Source organism: Acinetobacter tibetensis (assembly GCF_023824315.1).
GTDB classification, from domain to species: Bacteria; Pseudomonadota; Gammaproteobacteria; order Pseudomonadales; family Moraxellaceae; genus Acinetobacter; species Acinetobacter tibetensis.
Window position 1 is genome coordinate 1,778,786 of record NZ_CP098732.1, and the last position, 13,338, is coordinate 1,792,123.

15 protein-coding genes are annotated in these 13,338 nt (G+C 38.4%); 6 read left to right on the forward strand and 9 right to left on the reverse strand.

Annotated elements, in window-relative coordinates; genetic code table 11:
• The first annotated feature begins 11 nt into the window (after positions 1–11).
• Entirely contained in the window at positions 12–698 is a 687-nt protein-coding gene (locus M5E07_RS08640; protein ID WP_252218520.1) for a lysophospholipid acyltransferase family protein, read from the forward strand.
• Positions 695–1,639, forward strand: a complete 945-nt coding sequence (locus M5E07_RS08645; RefSeq protein WP_116760616.1) for a phosphatidate cytidylyltransferase — start codon at positions 695–697, stop codon at positions 1,637–1,639. Before M5E07_RS08640 ends, M5E07_RS08645 begins: the two co-directional genes overlap by 4 nt.
• A 314-nt stretch (positions 1,640–1,953) precedes the next feature.
• Here M5E07_RS08645 and M5E07_RS08650 read toward each other — a convergent pair whose 3' ends face one another.
• Positions 1,954–2,448, reverse strand: coding sequence for a CinA family protein (locus tag M5E07_RS08650; RefSeq protein ID WP_116760618.1), 495 nt, complete (start codon positions 2,446–2,448; stop codon positions 1,954–1,956).
• 141 nt (positions 2,449–2,589) lie between these two features.
• Between M5E07_RS08650 and M5E07_RS08655 the strand changes: the two genes are divergently transcribed.
• From M5E07_RS08655 to M5E07_RS08670, 4 genes are all read left to right on the forward strand, one after another.
• Positions 2,590–2,820: a hypothetical protein gene (locus M5E07_RS08655; RefSeq protein ID WP_116760620.1), complete on the forward strand. Its 231-nt coding sequence runs from the start codon at positions 2,590–2,592 to the stop codon at positions 2,818–2,820.
• Positions 2,821–3,052: 232 nt separating this feature from the next.
• Positions 3,053–3,703 carry a TetR/AcrR family transcriptional regulator gene (locus M5E07_RS08660; RefSeq protein WP_116760622.1) on the forward strand — a complete coding sequence of 217 codons (651 nt, stop codon included), beginning with the start codon at positions 3,053–3,055 and terminating at the stop codon, positions 3,701–3,703.
• A 106-nt stretch (positions 3,704–3,809) separates the two neighbouring features.
• On the forward strand, positions 3,810–4,730 hold the full coding sequence (gene argF / locus M5E07_RS08665) for an ornithine carbamoyltransferase (protein WP_116760624.1): 921 nt from the start codon (positions 3,810–3,812) through the stop codon (positions 4,728–4,730).
• A 90-nt stretch (positions 4,731–4,820) separates the two neighbouring features.
• On the forward strand, positions 4,821–5,294 hold the full coding sequence (locus M5E07_RS08670; protein ID WP_252218522.1) for a hypothetical protein: 474 nt from the start codon (positions 4,821–4,823) through the stop codon (positions 5,292–5,294).
• Between the two features lie 6 nt (positions 5,295–5,300).
• Here M5E07_RS08670 and M5E07_RS08675 read toward each other — a convergent pair whose 3' ends face one another.
• From M5E07_RS08675 to rpiA, 8 genes are all read right to left on the reverse strand, one after another.
• Complete coding sequence (locus M5E07_RS08675) at positions 5,301–5,654, reverse strand: YnfA family protein (protein WP_252218524.1); 354 nt, start codon at positions 5,652–5,654, stop codon at positions 5,301–5,303.
• Positions 5,655–5,752: 98 nt separating this feature from the next.
• The gene (gene clpA / locus M5E07_RS08680) at positions 5,753–8,029 is read right to left on the reverse strand and encodes an ATP-dependent Clp protease ATP-binding subunit ClpA (protein ID WP_116760630.1); all 2,277 of its coding nucleotides are present in this window, start codon (positions 8,027–8,029) and stop codon (positions 5,753–5,755) included.
• Between the two features lie 9 nt (positions 8,030–8,038).
• On the reverse strand, positions 8,039–8,452 hold the full coding sequence (clpS, locus tag M5E07_RS08685; protein ID WP_116760632.1) for an ATP-dependent Clp protease adapter ClpS: 414 nt from the start codon (positions 8,450–8,452) through the stop codon (positions 8,039–8,041).
• A gap of 14 nt (positions 8,453–8,466) precedes the next feature.
• Complete coding sequence (locus M5E07_RS08690; protein ID WP_116760634.1) at positions 8,467–9,219, reverse strand: DUF6776 family protein; 753 nt, start codon at positions 9,217–9,219, stop codon at positions 8,467–8,469.
• 78 nt (positions 9,220–9,297) lie between these two features.
• Positions 9,298–10,347: an N-acetyl-gamma-glutamyl-phosphate reductase gene (gene argC, locus M5E07_RS08695; RefSeq protein ID WP_116760636.1), complete on the reverse strand. Its 1,050-nt coding sequence runs from the start codon at positions 10,345–10,347 to the stop codon at positions 9,298–9,300.
• 105 nt (positions 10,348–10,452) lie between these two features.
• On the reverse strand, positions 10,453–11,574 hold the full coding sequence (locus tag M5E07_RS08700) for a GGDEF domain-containing protein (protein ID WP_252223761.1): 1,122 nt from the start codon (positions 11,572–11,574) through the stop codon (positions 10,453–10,455).
• A 172-nt stretch (positions 11,575–11,746) separates the two neighbouring features.
• Positions 11,747–12,430, reverse strand: coding sequence for a YgjP family zinc-dependent metalloprotease (locus M5E07_RS08705; protein ID WP_252218527.1), 684 nt, complete (start codon positions 12,428–12,430; stop codon positions 11,747–11,749).
• Positions 12,431–12,582: 152 nt separating this feature from the next.
• Positions 12,583–13,254, reverse strand: coding sequence for a ribose-5-phosphate isomerase RpiA (rpiA, locus tag M5E07_RS08710; protein ID WP_116760640.1), 672 nt, complete (start codon positions 13,252–13,254; stop codon positions 12,583–12,585).
• Positions 13,255–13,338: the final 84 nt, after the last annotated feature.

Consider the following 13,338-nt stretch of genomic DNA (forward strand, 5'->3'; position numbering starts at 1 on the left):
TCGGTGACGTTATGCAAAGTACAAATTCTTCCTCAACTGAAACCGATCATAAAGCCCATTTTCTTTCTCAGTCACTGGCACGTTTTATTGCTTTTTTAACCCGTCGTAGCGCACGACTGTTAACAGGTGCACGTAGTCGATGGGTCGGTTGCAAACCTGCCACCAAACAGCGAATTTACTATGCCAATCACAATAGCCACATCGATTTTATTTTACTGTGGTCATCATTGCCAACACCTATCCGTCGTAGAACTCGACCAGTCGCAGCGTCAGATTATTGGCTAAAAGATGGCTTTCGACGTTTTCTGATTCATGACACATTTACAGGTGTAACGATTCAGAGGAATCATAATGGGCAATCAGATCCACTTGAACCGATTAAAAATGTACTTCAGCAAGGCGATTCTATTATTTTTTTCCCCGAAGGAACGCGTAATTTAAATGATGATGTCGAACTGTTACCCTTTAAAAGCGGGCTATATCATTTAAGCCAACAATTTCCAGATGTTGAAGTCATTCCTGTTTGGATTTCCAACCTTAAACGTGTCATGCCCAAAGGGGCTTTAGTCCCATTACCCTTATTATCGACTGTGATTTTTGGTGCTCCATTAACATTCACAGTCCATACAGATAAAAATGACTTCTTATTGCAAGCACAAAAAGCATTATTAGAATTGAAAGAGGTTGAGTTCCAATGACAGCAACCAACTTACAGCAAACCTATTTGCTCTTTGCAATTTTTACTGGAATATTGGTCTTTGCCTCAACCGTGGGCTGGATCTTAAAAAAACGTACTGCTCAGCAAATTTCACCTGTTATTGATAATTTAAACGCACGTATCAATGCTTGGTGGGTCATGCTCATTGTGCTTGCTACAGCAATACTAATGGGAAAAGTTACTTTTATTTTACTTTTTGCAATTATCTCACTTTTTGCACTGAGAGAATTTATCAGTCTACTGCCTACACGCCGTGGTGATTATTTTCCATTATTGATCGCTTTTTATTTTGTTATTCCTTATCAATATTATTTGGTCTATATCGATTGGTACGGTCTATATTCCATTTTTATTCCATTGTATGTTTTTCTGTTAATCCCAATCGCTAGTTTGAAACAGGAAGACACCAAACACTTTTTAGAGCGCAGTGCCAAAATCCAATGGGGACTCATGGTTTGTGTGTTTTGTATTTCGCACGTTCCGGCACTCATCAATTTAAAATTACCTGGCTTTCAAGGCGAAAAAATCTGGTTAGCCATCTGGCTAATTATTGTGGTACAAGCCTCTGATGTGCTGCAATATGTTTGCGGAAAACTATTTGGAAAACACAAGGTTGCACCGATACTTTCACCATCCAAAACCATTGAAGGTCTTTTAGGCGGTATTTTCTTGGCAACAGGTCTAGGCATTCTTATGAAATGGCTAACACCCTTTAGTTATTGGCAAGCAGCACTCATTGGATTGATTGTGTGTATCTTTGGCTTTTTTGGCGGTTTGGTCATGTCTGCAATTAAAAGAGACCGAGGTGTCAAAGACTGGGGACAACTTATTCATGGTCATGGCGGTATGTTAGACCGCATAGATTCAATTTGCTTCTCAGCACCGATTTTTTTTCATATTTTGCGTTATTGGTGGAGTTAAAAAAGAAGCTGTTCTTTTTATACCACACAGCATAAACCCTAGTTTTATAACTAGGGTTTATCTGACTTTTAAAAATAAGATGATATTTTCAAAGTCGTTAATGCATCATTTGCCCAAAGGCATAAACTACAACCATCAACATCACAACCGACGATGACGTTATTAATAATTCTAAAGCGTTCATACCCCACCCCCATATTAAGATGGTAGTCCTATTTAGACACGTTTAAGCTACATTTACAACCCAAAAGTGTGACAAATTTTGACATTTATAGACAAAAATAAAACATTATTAGCCAAACCTCTAATCTTTCTTACTTCGCAGACAATTTACTGTCCATCGTGATTAATAACAAAACCGACGCTGCGACTTTTTCTGTCAGTACATTTAATCTTTGTTGTGGCGTCCCTGTAATCAAATAACGATAATCATGTAATTTCCCAGAAAAAAGAATTGAAATAAAAAAAGTCCCTTCTGGTTTTTCTGTGGTTGCACTACCGCCAGGTTTTAATAAACCTGTACAAGCCACAATCACATCGGCTTTGGTAAATAGTTTTTTCCCCTCATTTGCCAAAGCTCGTGTAACCTCTGCCGACTCAGCTGTATATTGCTGAATTAATTCTGGGGCAATATGCAACACTTGTAGCTTAATACTCGGATCGTAACAGACCAAACTGCCCAATAAAATTTCTGCACCGCTATGCTTATAAATAGAAAATTGGCTGCATAAAAAACCTGAGCTGGCACTTTCTATGAATGCTATTTTAAGCTGTTGGCGTTCTAATTCATTACAACATTGCTTGAGCATAATTTCCCCATTACACTTCATTACGCCATTTAAAGTGCTATTTGTCCAATTCCTAGTCAACCTCTAAGCATAACGGTTTATTCCGTGCTTAAAAACTGATACAACTAAAAATAAAGCATAGAAACAAAGGCAGAGATTACAATGAAAACAACCGTCAAATATGTGGTTTTAAAAAGTAAAGATTATCAGCTTGGCACATCACTGTTTGAAGAGGAATTAGATGCAGATAGCCAATATTTTGATCAAATTCCGTTAGTTATTCACTTTCAAAATCGAGATTTCAAAGTGAAAAGTAAGGAGTTACAGCGTAAACAAATTCAAGATGACTTTGAAGAAAGTCAGACCATTTTAGTCAAAGTGATTGCACAATAAGTTTAATAGACTCAATAGCACAACAAGTTAAATAACAATATAACATGGAGAAACCTTACTCCATGTTATAAGCAAACCAATCTAAATGTTAATGCACAAGAACAATATATAAATATAGTGTTATTAATTAATCTCATAACATGAGAAATACATATAAATACTATGGATTAAGTAAAATTGCGCAAACTTTTGCTATAATTTCAAGTGATTTTTAAAGATACTTTTCAAAAACATGCATGATATAGCAGATTTAGAACCGCTCGCACGTGATGTGCCACATACCAAACGTGGGCATGAGCGTTGTCTTGCACTTTTATTAAGTGCAAATGAGTTGTTTTTACAACATGGCTATGATGCAGTTTCATTAGACGATATCGTCAACCATGCAGGTGGCTCGAAAGCATCGATCTACAAATATTTTGGCAATAAAGAAGGTCTATTTACCGCAATCTGTGACTACCGTCGTGAGCAGTTTTTTAAAGATATTTGTATGCCCTTCGATATTGAGAAAGACGACTTACGGCATTATCTCATTCAAACTTTACTGCATTTACAAATTCATCTTGTCTTACCTGAAAATGCTTCGTTCTTTCGTCTCATTATGGAACAAACCCAACGTAGTACGCAGCTTGCTCAACATATCCATGAACAAGGTCCAAAGCATATTCAAAATGCGATTGCTTGTATATTAACTAAAGCCCATGCGCTCGGACTTATTCGGTGCGAAGAACCGCAATATTCCGCCCAACTCTTTTTTGGTATCGTACGTAATTTAGAATGGCAAGTGCTGATGAATATCTATGTACAAGAAAATGAGCAAGAAAACTTAAAATATATTCATTATTGTGTCGACCGCTTCTTAGACGGTCATCAAAAAACCTAGTTTTTTTGCATTTCCTAACATTTTTAGTATATAACTGTTAGTCTTTTCTTTTAACCAACCAACAACTAATTGTTGTACATGAAACAGCAATTATTGTGGAGTAACCATGGCTCTACGTCACTTTCTTACTTTACGCGATTTATCGACTTTAGAACTCAACCAAATTTTGCATCGTGCAATCGAATTGAAACGAAAACAGCACGACAACGAAGTTTTTCAACCTTTCGTTGGTAAAGTTATGGGCATGATTTTTGAAAAATCGAGCACCCGTACACGCGTTTCGTTTGAAGCAGGAATGAGCCAATTTGGGGGCAGTGCAATTTTCTTATCTCCACGAGATACCCAACTCGGTCGTGGCGAACCGATTGAAGATTCAGCACGTGTTATTTCAAGCATGTTAGATATTGTCATGATCCGAACTTTTGGACACGATATTGTTGAACGTTTTGCTTCTTATTCAAAAGTTCCTGTGATTAATGCTTTGACAGATGACCATCATCCATGTCAATTACTTGCCGACATGCAAACTTTCCTAGAACATCGTGGGTCAATCGAAGGTAAAACAGTCGCGTGGATTGGTGATGGCAATAACATGTGTAATTCTTATATCGAAGCGGCACATATGTGGGGCTTCAAATTAAAAATTGCTGCACCGAAAGGCTATGAACCACAGGAGAAATTCTTATCTGAGTTTGCTCACTGTGTTGAATTGGTAGACTCTGCGGAAGATGCAGCAGTGAATGCTGACTTGATCGTGACCGATGTCTGGGCAAGTATGGGGCAAGAAGAAGAGCAAAAAATCCGTGAAAAAGCTTTTGCTGATTATCAAGTCAATGAACGCTTAATGAACCTCGCTCACTCTGACTGTTTATTCATGCATTGCCTGCCTGCTCACCGTGGTGAAGAAATTTCTGAAACCATGCTAGACCATTTGAATGCTGTAGTCTGGGATGAAGCTGAAAATCGCTTACATGCTCAAAAGGCATTGGTTGAATTTCTCATTAATGAAAATCTTAAAAAAGACTAAGAAATACTTATAAAAAAAGCACCTTTAGGTGCTTTTTTTATTTCGGCGAAGATATAATCAAAACCATAATGTCTATAAGTGATTAAACATATGCAATTAAAAACTATTATTCTTGGTGTATTCACCACGACTTTCACCATGATTGCTTTGGCACAACCTACAGATTTAGATCAATATTTATTAAAGAAAAAAATCATCGATACAAATTACACCGTTAAAAATTCAACTGCGCTGAATGAAATTTTAGATTACATAAGTGATGAAGATTCTCGTACGATGCCCTATCAACTTGATCAAAACATCGTGATTGAAAAAATGCGCTTATATGCAAATCGGATGGAAATTTCAGGGCTAATTACTTCGCCAGACTTTAAACAATTTGCCCAAGACATTGGTGATGATCAAGTTCACGAAATGATGAAAAAAACATTAGTGCATAGTTGTCCTAAATTTTTCGAACATCAATTCCAAAGAGTAAATCCATATCAAGTTCAAATTAAACTCACTTCAGAACAAAAAAATTATAATCTAACTTTAAAGAACTCCGACTGTAATTTTGAATAACTAAGTTTAACGGATGAGTCCTTGGGGTTGCATAATAATGATTGCAGCCCCAGCCAATACAATTACCCCACCCAATACATCCCATCTTGAAAGCATGACTTGATCGACATATCGTAACCACATGAGTGCAGTAAAAATATAAATTCCTCCATAAGCAGCATAAATCCGTCCAGAAGCTGCAGGATGCAAAGTCAGTAACCACACAAAAATTACCAGACTAAGCGCTGTTGGGATCCACAACCAATAAGAGCGTCCTTGATTTAAAATTAAATATGGAAAATAGCAACCTAAAATCTCAGCAATTGCTGTAAGTATAAATAAGCAAACTGTGGTCAAAATTTTGATTAATGGCATATCCATAGAGATATTTGTCACCGTCAGAAAATATAAATAAAGCACTACTAAAAAATAAGCAAAAAATAACCCGTGTAAACACGGGTTATTGACAAAAAAGTAAATTAAGCGGGTTCAGCAGTTTGATCTTCAAACACTTCAAGTTTCAAACCAACAGCTTCACCATTTTCCATTTTCACAGAAACTGCTACGTTGCCACCATGTTCTGCCAACTCACCAAATAAAATCATTTCAGCAAGTGGTTTTTTCAAATGCTCTTGAATCAATCTTTGCATTGGTCGAGCACCCATGAGGCGGTCATAACCATGTTCAGCCATCCACTCACGCGCACTTTGATCGACTTCAAGCATCACTTTCTTATCATCGAGTTGCGCTTGCAGCTCAGTCAAGAATTTATCTACCACGCTCTCAATAACAGTCGTAGGGAGTGCTTTGAATTGAATCACGCCATCCAGACGGTTACGGAATTCTGGAGAGAATGCTCGTTTCATCGCTTCCTGATTATCACGACTATTGTCTTGTTCCATAAAACCAATACTGATACGAGAAATACTTTCTGCACCAATATTCGTGGTTAAAACCAAGATCACATTGCGGAAATCTGATTTACGACCATTATTATCCGTTAACGAGCCATGATCCATAATTTGTAATAACAAATTAAAGACATCTGGATGTGCTTTCTCAATTTCATCAAGCAACAATACACAGTGTGGATTCTTATGGATCGCATCGGTTAACAAGCCTCCTTGGTCAAAACCCACATAACCTGGAGGTGCACCAATCAAACGTGAAACTGCATGACGTTCCATATATTCAGACATATCGAAACGAACCAGTTCAACACCGAGCAACTTCGCCAACTGTTTGGTGACTTCTGTTTTGCCGACCCCTGTAGGACCTGCAAAAACGAAGCTTCCGACAGGCTTGTCTGGAGATTTTAAACCCGCGCGTGACAGCTTAATGGCAGAAGACAATGCATCAATTGCTTCATCTTGACCAAACACTACGCGTTTTAAATCACGTTCAAGATTTTCCAGAACTGTTTTATCATCTTTGGATACTGTTTTCGGTGGAATCCGAGCAATCTTCGAAACAATATCTTCAATATTTTCAACAGTAATCAAGCTTTCATCTTGTTCAGCTTTCAAACGACGCTGTGCGCCTGCCTCATCAATTACATCAATCGCTTTGTCTGGTAAAAAACGATCATTGATGAATTTCGCAGACAGTTCTACTGCCGAAACCAGTGCCTTATCGTCATATTTCACATGATGAAAATCTTCAAATTTAGATTTTAAGCCACGTAAAATATCAATCGTTTCAGAAATAGATGGCTCATTAACATCAATTTTTTGGAATCGACGTGAAAGTGCATGATCTTTTTCAAACACTTGTCGGTATTCTTGGAATGTGGTTGAACCAATGCAACGCAATGATCCATTCGCCAAAGCTGGCTTGATTAAATTCGATGCGTCCATTGTGCTCCCCATACTTGAGCCAGCACCAATAATCATATGAATTTCATCAATAAATAAGACAGCTTCAGGTCTTTTCTTCAACGCATTTAACAATTGTTTTAAACGTTTTTCGAAATCTCCACGGTACTTAGTCCCAGCAACTAATGCACCAATGTCTAGACTAAAAATTTCAGCATTTGCAAGCGGCTTTGGTGCCTTACCATTAACAATAAGCCAAGCCAAACCTTCTGCAATAGAAGTTTTGCCCACACCTGGATCACCAACGAGTAATGGATTATTTTTACGGCGACGGCATAAAATTTGTGCCGCGCGCTCAATTTCTTTTTCACGACCAATGAGCGGATCAGTTTTGCCTTTTTGTGCCTCATGATTCAGGTTGGTCGTGTAAAGCTCTAATGGACCTGCATTGGCTGAAGATGTGGACTCCCCATCCAACTCTTCGGCTTCCTCTTCAACTTGGACTTCATCTTTACGCGTACCATGCGACAAGTATTGCGTTAAAGTTAAACGATTAATTTGATGACGTTTTAATAAATAGACCGCAAATGAATCCCGTTCGGAATACATTGCCACTAAAATATCTGCCCCTTCTACAGTGCGGTCACCGCCACTCGATTGTACGTGGAAAATGGCGCGTTGCAGAATACGATCAAAGCTTTCAGTGGGATGTGGTGCTTGATCGCTGTTTTCACCAAGTTTCGGAGTATGTTGTTCTACGTATTCTTCTAATTCTTTCCGTAAGACGATGATATCTGCACCGCATGCTTTTAATGCATTCACAGCAGAGTCGTTGTCTAGTAATGCCAATAATAAATGTTCAACTGTTAAGAACTCATGTCTCTTTTGACGAGCCATGCTTACAGCCAAACGTAATGATACTTCCAATTGACGACTGAGCATGTAACCCCCTTAATCTTTTGGCTCAATCTGACAAAGTAGTGGATGACCTTGAGATCGAGCGTAATTATTGACTTGGTTCGCTTTGGTTTCCGCGATGTCTCTTGGATATACGCCTGCAACACCTTTACCTTCGTAATGTACTGTTAACATTACTTGAGTGGCTTGGTCAAGATTCATTGCAAAGTATTGTTGTAAAATTTCAATTACAAAGTCCATTGGGGTGTAATCATCGTTCATTAAAACGACAGCATACAATGATGGACGCTTTAATTCGGGTGGCGCAGTTTGTACAGCAACATCCCCATGCTCATCGTGCTGAGGTTCATCCACTAAACGCGGATTAAAATGCCAGTCGACTAAACCAGACTGATAAAAACTACTTTTAATGTCGTTTAGACAAATTGGGCGTTTCGAATTTCGCATATGATCATTTACAACTATTGAGCATTTGCTTCAGCTTGAGGAATTTCAGAGATATTGGCAGATGGTGACTCAACTGCATTCCCTTTCGCCCAACTAAAGCGTTTAATTACAGGTGTATTCGTTCCAGTTAAACGAACTTCTACAAATTGCGGGGTAAAGCCTTTAGGCATTGTCCAACGTCCAGTCAAACGCTCGTATTCATCAAAGTTAAAGTTTTTATCTTCCATTGGAACAACCAAAACTTCAGTGCCTTGAATCAGATGTAAGGCTACTTCCCCAGAAGTATTACGTTTACTTGGGCTAACTTGCACTAAATCTAGCTGATATTCAAAAGCATTTTCAGGTAAAGGCTTAATGCTTAAATTTTGTATAGTTAAGCTTAGACCACCACGCTGGCGCAACACTTCACGATAAAGTGCACCCAAACTACGGGCTTGATTTTCACTGTCTTTCGCTTGATTGAGTGCGGTGAATAAATCATTTGAATTACTGACTGCAACATCACGCTCTTGTACCGCGGTATTCATACTTTTGTTTAAGCCTTCAAGCGTTTGTTTTTGCTTTTGTACAACTTCAACCAGTTGTTCGGCATCTGCATCATAACCAACCACTGTTAAACCCTGCCGATGTCCGACCGAATAGCCAATAAACCCGCTTCCGAGTACCAAAACGGCAGCACCAATCACCAAAGGTAAATTGGTTTCAAGAAAAGGCTTTTTGACAGGTTCATTCGATTGTGACGTAGTGTTCGAGTCAGTATTCTGCATCGTCATCTCTTATTTTGAATTATTCAAAACACACATTTAAATCTAAATTTAAATGTGTGTGAAGGTATTTAATAAGTTTTATGGTAATAAACCAATGCCTTCTAGTCCTGCTGTTTCAGCAAAACTGAACATTAAGTTCATATTTTGAACAGCCTGACCAGCAGCACCTTTGACCAAGTTATCTTGCGCAACTAAAACCACTAATTTCTTAGGTTGTGGTTTATATAGAGCAATACGCAATTGATTGGCCCCGCGTACTGAACGTGTTTCAGGTGAGCTGTTTTCAGGCATTACATCCACGAAACTTTCGTTTGCATAGAATTGTTCATACCATGTTTGTAAATCGACAGCAGCACCCGCATCCGTTAGGTCCACATAAATAGTACTGAGCATGCCACGAATCATAGGTACCAAATGCGGAACAAATAAGATTTGATCAAAAACACCGGTTTGACCAGAAATATTTTCTAAGGCTTCTACAATTTCAGGATGGTGACGATGTCCTGCTACACCATAAGCTTTGAAGTTATCAGCATTTTCAGTGTAAATCATACCCATACTGGCTTTGCGTCCAGCACCAGAAACACCTGATTTCGCATCAATAATAATACTCTCAGGTTTAACCAATGTGTCGCTATGCTTAAACAATGGTGCTAAGCCAAGTTGTACCGTTGTAGGGTAGCAACCAGGATTACCAATGACATTTGCCTGCTTAATTTTTTCGCGGTTCAGTTCTGATAAACCATAGACCGAATCTTTAAGCAGTTCAGGGCAAGCATGTTGCATGCCATACCATTTTTCAAATTGCACCAAATTTTGCAAACGAAAGTCTGCTGCTAAATCAATTACTTTAGTATTTGCTGCGACCAATTCTTCTGCATGCTTCATGGCTACGCCGTGCGGTGTCGCAAAAAACACCACATCACACTGTTTTAATTGTTCGATATTTAAGTCTGAATATTTCAGGTCTGTATGTCCACGTAGACTAGGGAACATATCATCGACACGGCGACCATCTTCGGTACGTGATGTCAGTACATTGACTTGTACATTTGGATGTCGAAGCAATAGGCGCAACAATTCAACACCTGTATAACCTGTTCCACCAACAATACCTACTGAAATCACGCGTTTTACCCCTATTCAAAAGCAGCCATTTTGTAACTGCGTAGTATGACAGGAAGTTGAGGCTTTCTAAACTGTTTTACTTGGATTTTATATGTTTTAGTGTTGTTAAAGCTTTAATTCAATGCAGGGAGAAATCACTTTGGTATGATCCAAACCTATACAATTCCGTCCAGATCGCTTCGCGGAATACAGTAATTGATCAGCAACACCAATTGCCCGTATAAAATCTTGCTCAAAGATCTGCGCTAAACCAAAACTGGCAGTCACTGATATTTTGCTGACTGATAACTGACTAGTTTCTATATTGACCCGAATACGTTCGGCAATTGTATAAGCCTGATGTTGGTCGTCTACTTGTAGCAGCAGAATAAACTCTTCACCACCAAAACGCCCAACCAAATCCTGATCTCGAACATTTTCTCGAATAATCTGCCCAACCTGTTGCAGAATACTATCGCCAATCAAATGCCCATGTTGATCATTGATACGCTTAAAATGATCAATATCACACATGAGCAAAAAATAGGTGTCTTGCGATATACATGAAAGTGCTGACTTGGCCTTTTCATAAAAACCACGTCGGTTTAATAAATTGGTTAATGGGTCTTTCAAGCGCTCATCATTCAACTTATAAATAATATCTCGCACCAAAGTTCCTAACAAAACAATCGCAAACCACATGCTTAAAAAAATACTGGCAGCAAGCATAATTAACCACCAAACAGAGGTGACCAGCATGTCCGCTTCAATATTACTTAAAAATAGATAAATAATTAAACTGCGTACAAAGGTATAAATTACAATAAAAAAATAAGAGAAATCTACAATCTTATTGAAGATATCGATATCTTGATAATGCCGAAATATCGAAAATAAAACCAACGACTCAACTGTTGCGATAGCAAAATTAAGAATCAACATCCTGATCCATAATTCATTGTCTATATATGAAAAATAGCTCAGCAACAATAGTGCTATCACAATTAAACCAAAACACCAATACGAATGCGCATGGGCTTTTTTCCTTAATGCCATTGCATAAGCGCTTGCCCAAGCCCCAAATAAATACATCCCTCCCAGTAAAGGCGCGCACAAAGCCAACTCCAAATTAGACATAAAGCTTTGTGCTGCCACTGAAAAAGAAGGCACGATATAGCCTAGACCTAGCCAAAATAAGTATTTGGGAGCCTGATAAAAATAATGGCATATTAAAAACAAGCTTCCCATTAAGATCAGGCAAGCTGGAACAATTAATATAAAATAATGGGTATCTGTAAAATTCACGCCCAATACCAAAAATTTGTACTAAAAGTAACCGCAGTGTAGATGATTTATTGACTCATTCAAACTCAAATCGACCACATCAATCACATCAATCACATCGTAAAATTTAGGTATTTCAAGAAGAGAACCACCAAAAAGGTAATGTTGTATTTTTTAAGGTATGACGATGCTGTTTAAAGTTTGGATCGCATTCAGCCACTTTTGCCCAAAAATGAGCACTATGATCAAAATAAACGGTATGTGCCAATTCATGCACACACACATAGCGTGTAATTTCCAAAGGAAACAACACTAAACCACTATTCAACATAATGTCGTGCTTCGCACTACAACTCCCCCAACGCGTTTTAGGTTGCCGAATACTGCACTGCGAATATTGTAAACCCGTCTCACCAGCAATTTGTGCCAAATAAAATGGTAAATGCTGCTTTGCATAAGCAATCACAAAAGCTTTTAAATATTGTTCAGGCTGTCGATCACTCACCCAAAGCTGATGATTTTGTTCATCAAAAATAAAAGATTGCTTTTGTGTTTTATAAATAACTGCTAAAGGTTGCTCTAGATTAAACAGGTTCAATTGTATCGGTAGGCTTCGATCAAGCTGCCCCACTTTATTTTGTTGTTTTTGCCAAGTCTCAATCATCCATTGCTCAGACTCACCCAAGAAAGCCTGTATTTGTTTTTGGCTACAAAACTTCGGAACGGTTAAGCGAATTTGAGTAGGCTCAACACGTAAACGTAACCGCGTTGCACGAGCATGATGAGTGATTTGTATGTCAGGTAAGTCTGCTAAGGTCATTAATATTATTCTTTTATTTAATCATCCTCCCCAGCCCTCCTTTTTGAAAGAAGGGAGAAAACTAATAAGTAATAATTTTACTAAATGAGTTTTCTTGCACAAATTTTAAAGCAGTGCTTTAAAATTTGCTCAGGGTATGGGGAGATTTAAAATTAAACAGCAGTACGTTCTTCAATGCCGTTGTCTGTTGCAACGACAGCAATATCAGCTTTGTTTAATGCAAAAATACCATTACACACCACGCCCGGAATGTTATTGATGGTCTTTTCTAATTCAAGCGCATTTAGAATATTTAAGTTATAAACATCTAAAATCACATTGCCGTTATCAGTGACTACGCCTTCACGATAAACTGGGTCACCGCCTAAGCTTACGATTTTACGTGCAACAGCAGAACGCGCCATTGGAATGACTTCCACAGGTAATGGAAACTCACGACCCAATTGCTCAACCCATTTTGAATCATCAACAATACACACAAATTTCTTCGCAATAGAAGCGACAATCTTCTCACGCGTGAGTGCAGCACCACCGCCTTTAATCATATGCATGTGACGGTCAATTTCGTCTGCACCATCGACATAAGCATCTAAACCACCCACATGGTTCATATCAACCACTTCAATGCCGAGTTTCTTTAGACGTTCTGCGGTTGCTTCTGAACTCGCAACAGCCGCTTCAAGTTGAAGTTCTGGCAATAAATCAATTAGAAAATTAACGGTACTGCCTGTACCCACTCCTAAAATGCCGCCTTTTGGTAAGTGTTTTAAAGCGGCTTTCGCTGCTGCTTGTTTTTTCTCATCTTGGCTTGCATATAGACTCATGACATCACTCAACTTTTTTTCACGTTTTGCGCAATTTTAAAACGCAAATGTGCAGGGGTTTGTTACAATAAACGCCTATTTTAA

Coding starts and splice junctions, on each gene's coding strand:
- argF (WP_116760624.1), top strand. CDS start 3,810: ATGGCTCTACGTCACTTTCTTACTTTACGCGATTTATCGACTTTAGAA.
- clpA (WP_116760630.1), bottom strand. CDS start 8,029: ATGCTCAGTCGTCAATTGGAAGTATCATTACGTTTGGCTGTAAGCATG.
- clpS (WP_116760632.1), bottom strand. CDS start 8,452: ATGCGAAATTCGAAACGCCCAATTTGTCTAAACGACATTAAAAGTAGT.
- rpiA (WP_116760640.1), bottom strand. CDS start 13,254: ATGAGTCTATATGCAAGCCAAGATGAGAAAAAACAAGCAGCAGCGAAA.
- M5E07_RS08670 (WP_252218522.1), top strand. CDS start 4,821: ATGCAATTAAAAACTATTATTCTTGGTGTATTCACCACGACTTTCACC.
- M5E07_RS08660 (WP_116760622.1), top strand. CDS start 3,053: ATGCATGATATAGCAGATTTAGAACCGCTCGCACGTGATGTGCCACAT.
- M5E07_RS08650 (WP_116760618.1), bottom strand. CDS start 2,448: ATGCTCAAGCAATGTTGTAATGAATTAGAACGCCAACAGCTTAAAATA.
- M5E07_RS08645 (WP_116760616.1), top strand. CDS start 695: ATGACAGCAACCAACTTACAGCAAACCTATTTGCTCTTTGCAATTTTT.
- M5E07_RS08700 (WP_252223761.1), bottom strand. CDS start 11,574: ATGGGAAGCTTGTTTTTAATATGCCATTATTTTTATCAGGCTCCCAAA.
- M5E07_RS08655 (WP_116760620.1), top strand. CDS start 2,590: ATGAAAACAACCGTCAAATATGTGGTTTTAAAAAGTAAAGATTATCAG.
- M5E07_RS08675 (WP_252218524.1), bottom strand. CDS start 5,654: ATGGATATGCCATTAATCAAAATTTTGACCACAGTTTGCTTATTTATA.
- M5E07_RS08690 (WP_116760634.1), bottom strand. CDS start 9,219: ATGCAGAATACTGACTCGAACACTACGTCACAATCGAATGAACCTGTC.
- M5E07_RS08705 (WP_252218527.1), bottom strand. CDS start 12,430: ATGACCTTAGCAGACTTACCTGACATACAAATCACTCATCATGCTCGT.
- M5E07_RS08640 (WP_252218520.1), top strand. CDS start 12: ATGCAAAGTACAAATTCTTCCTCAACTGAAACCGATCATAAAGCCCAT.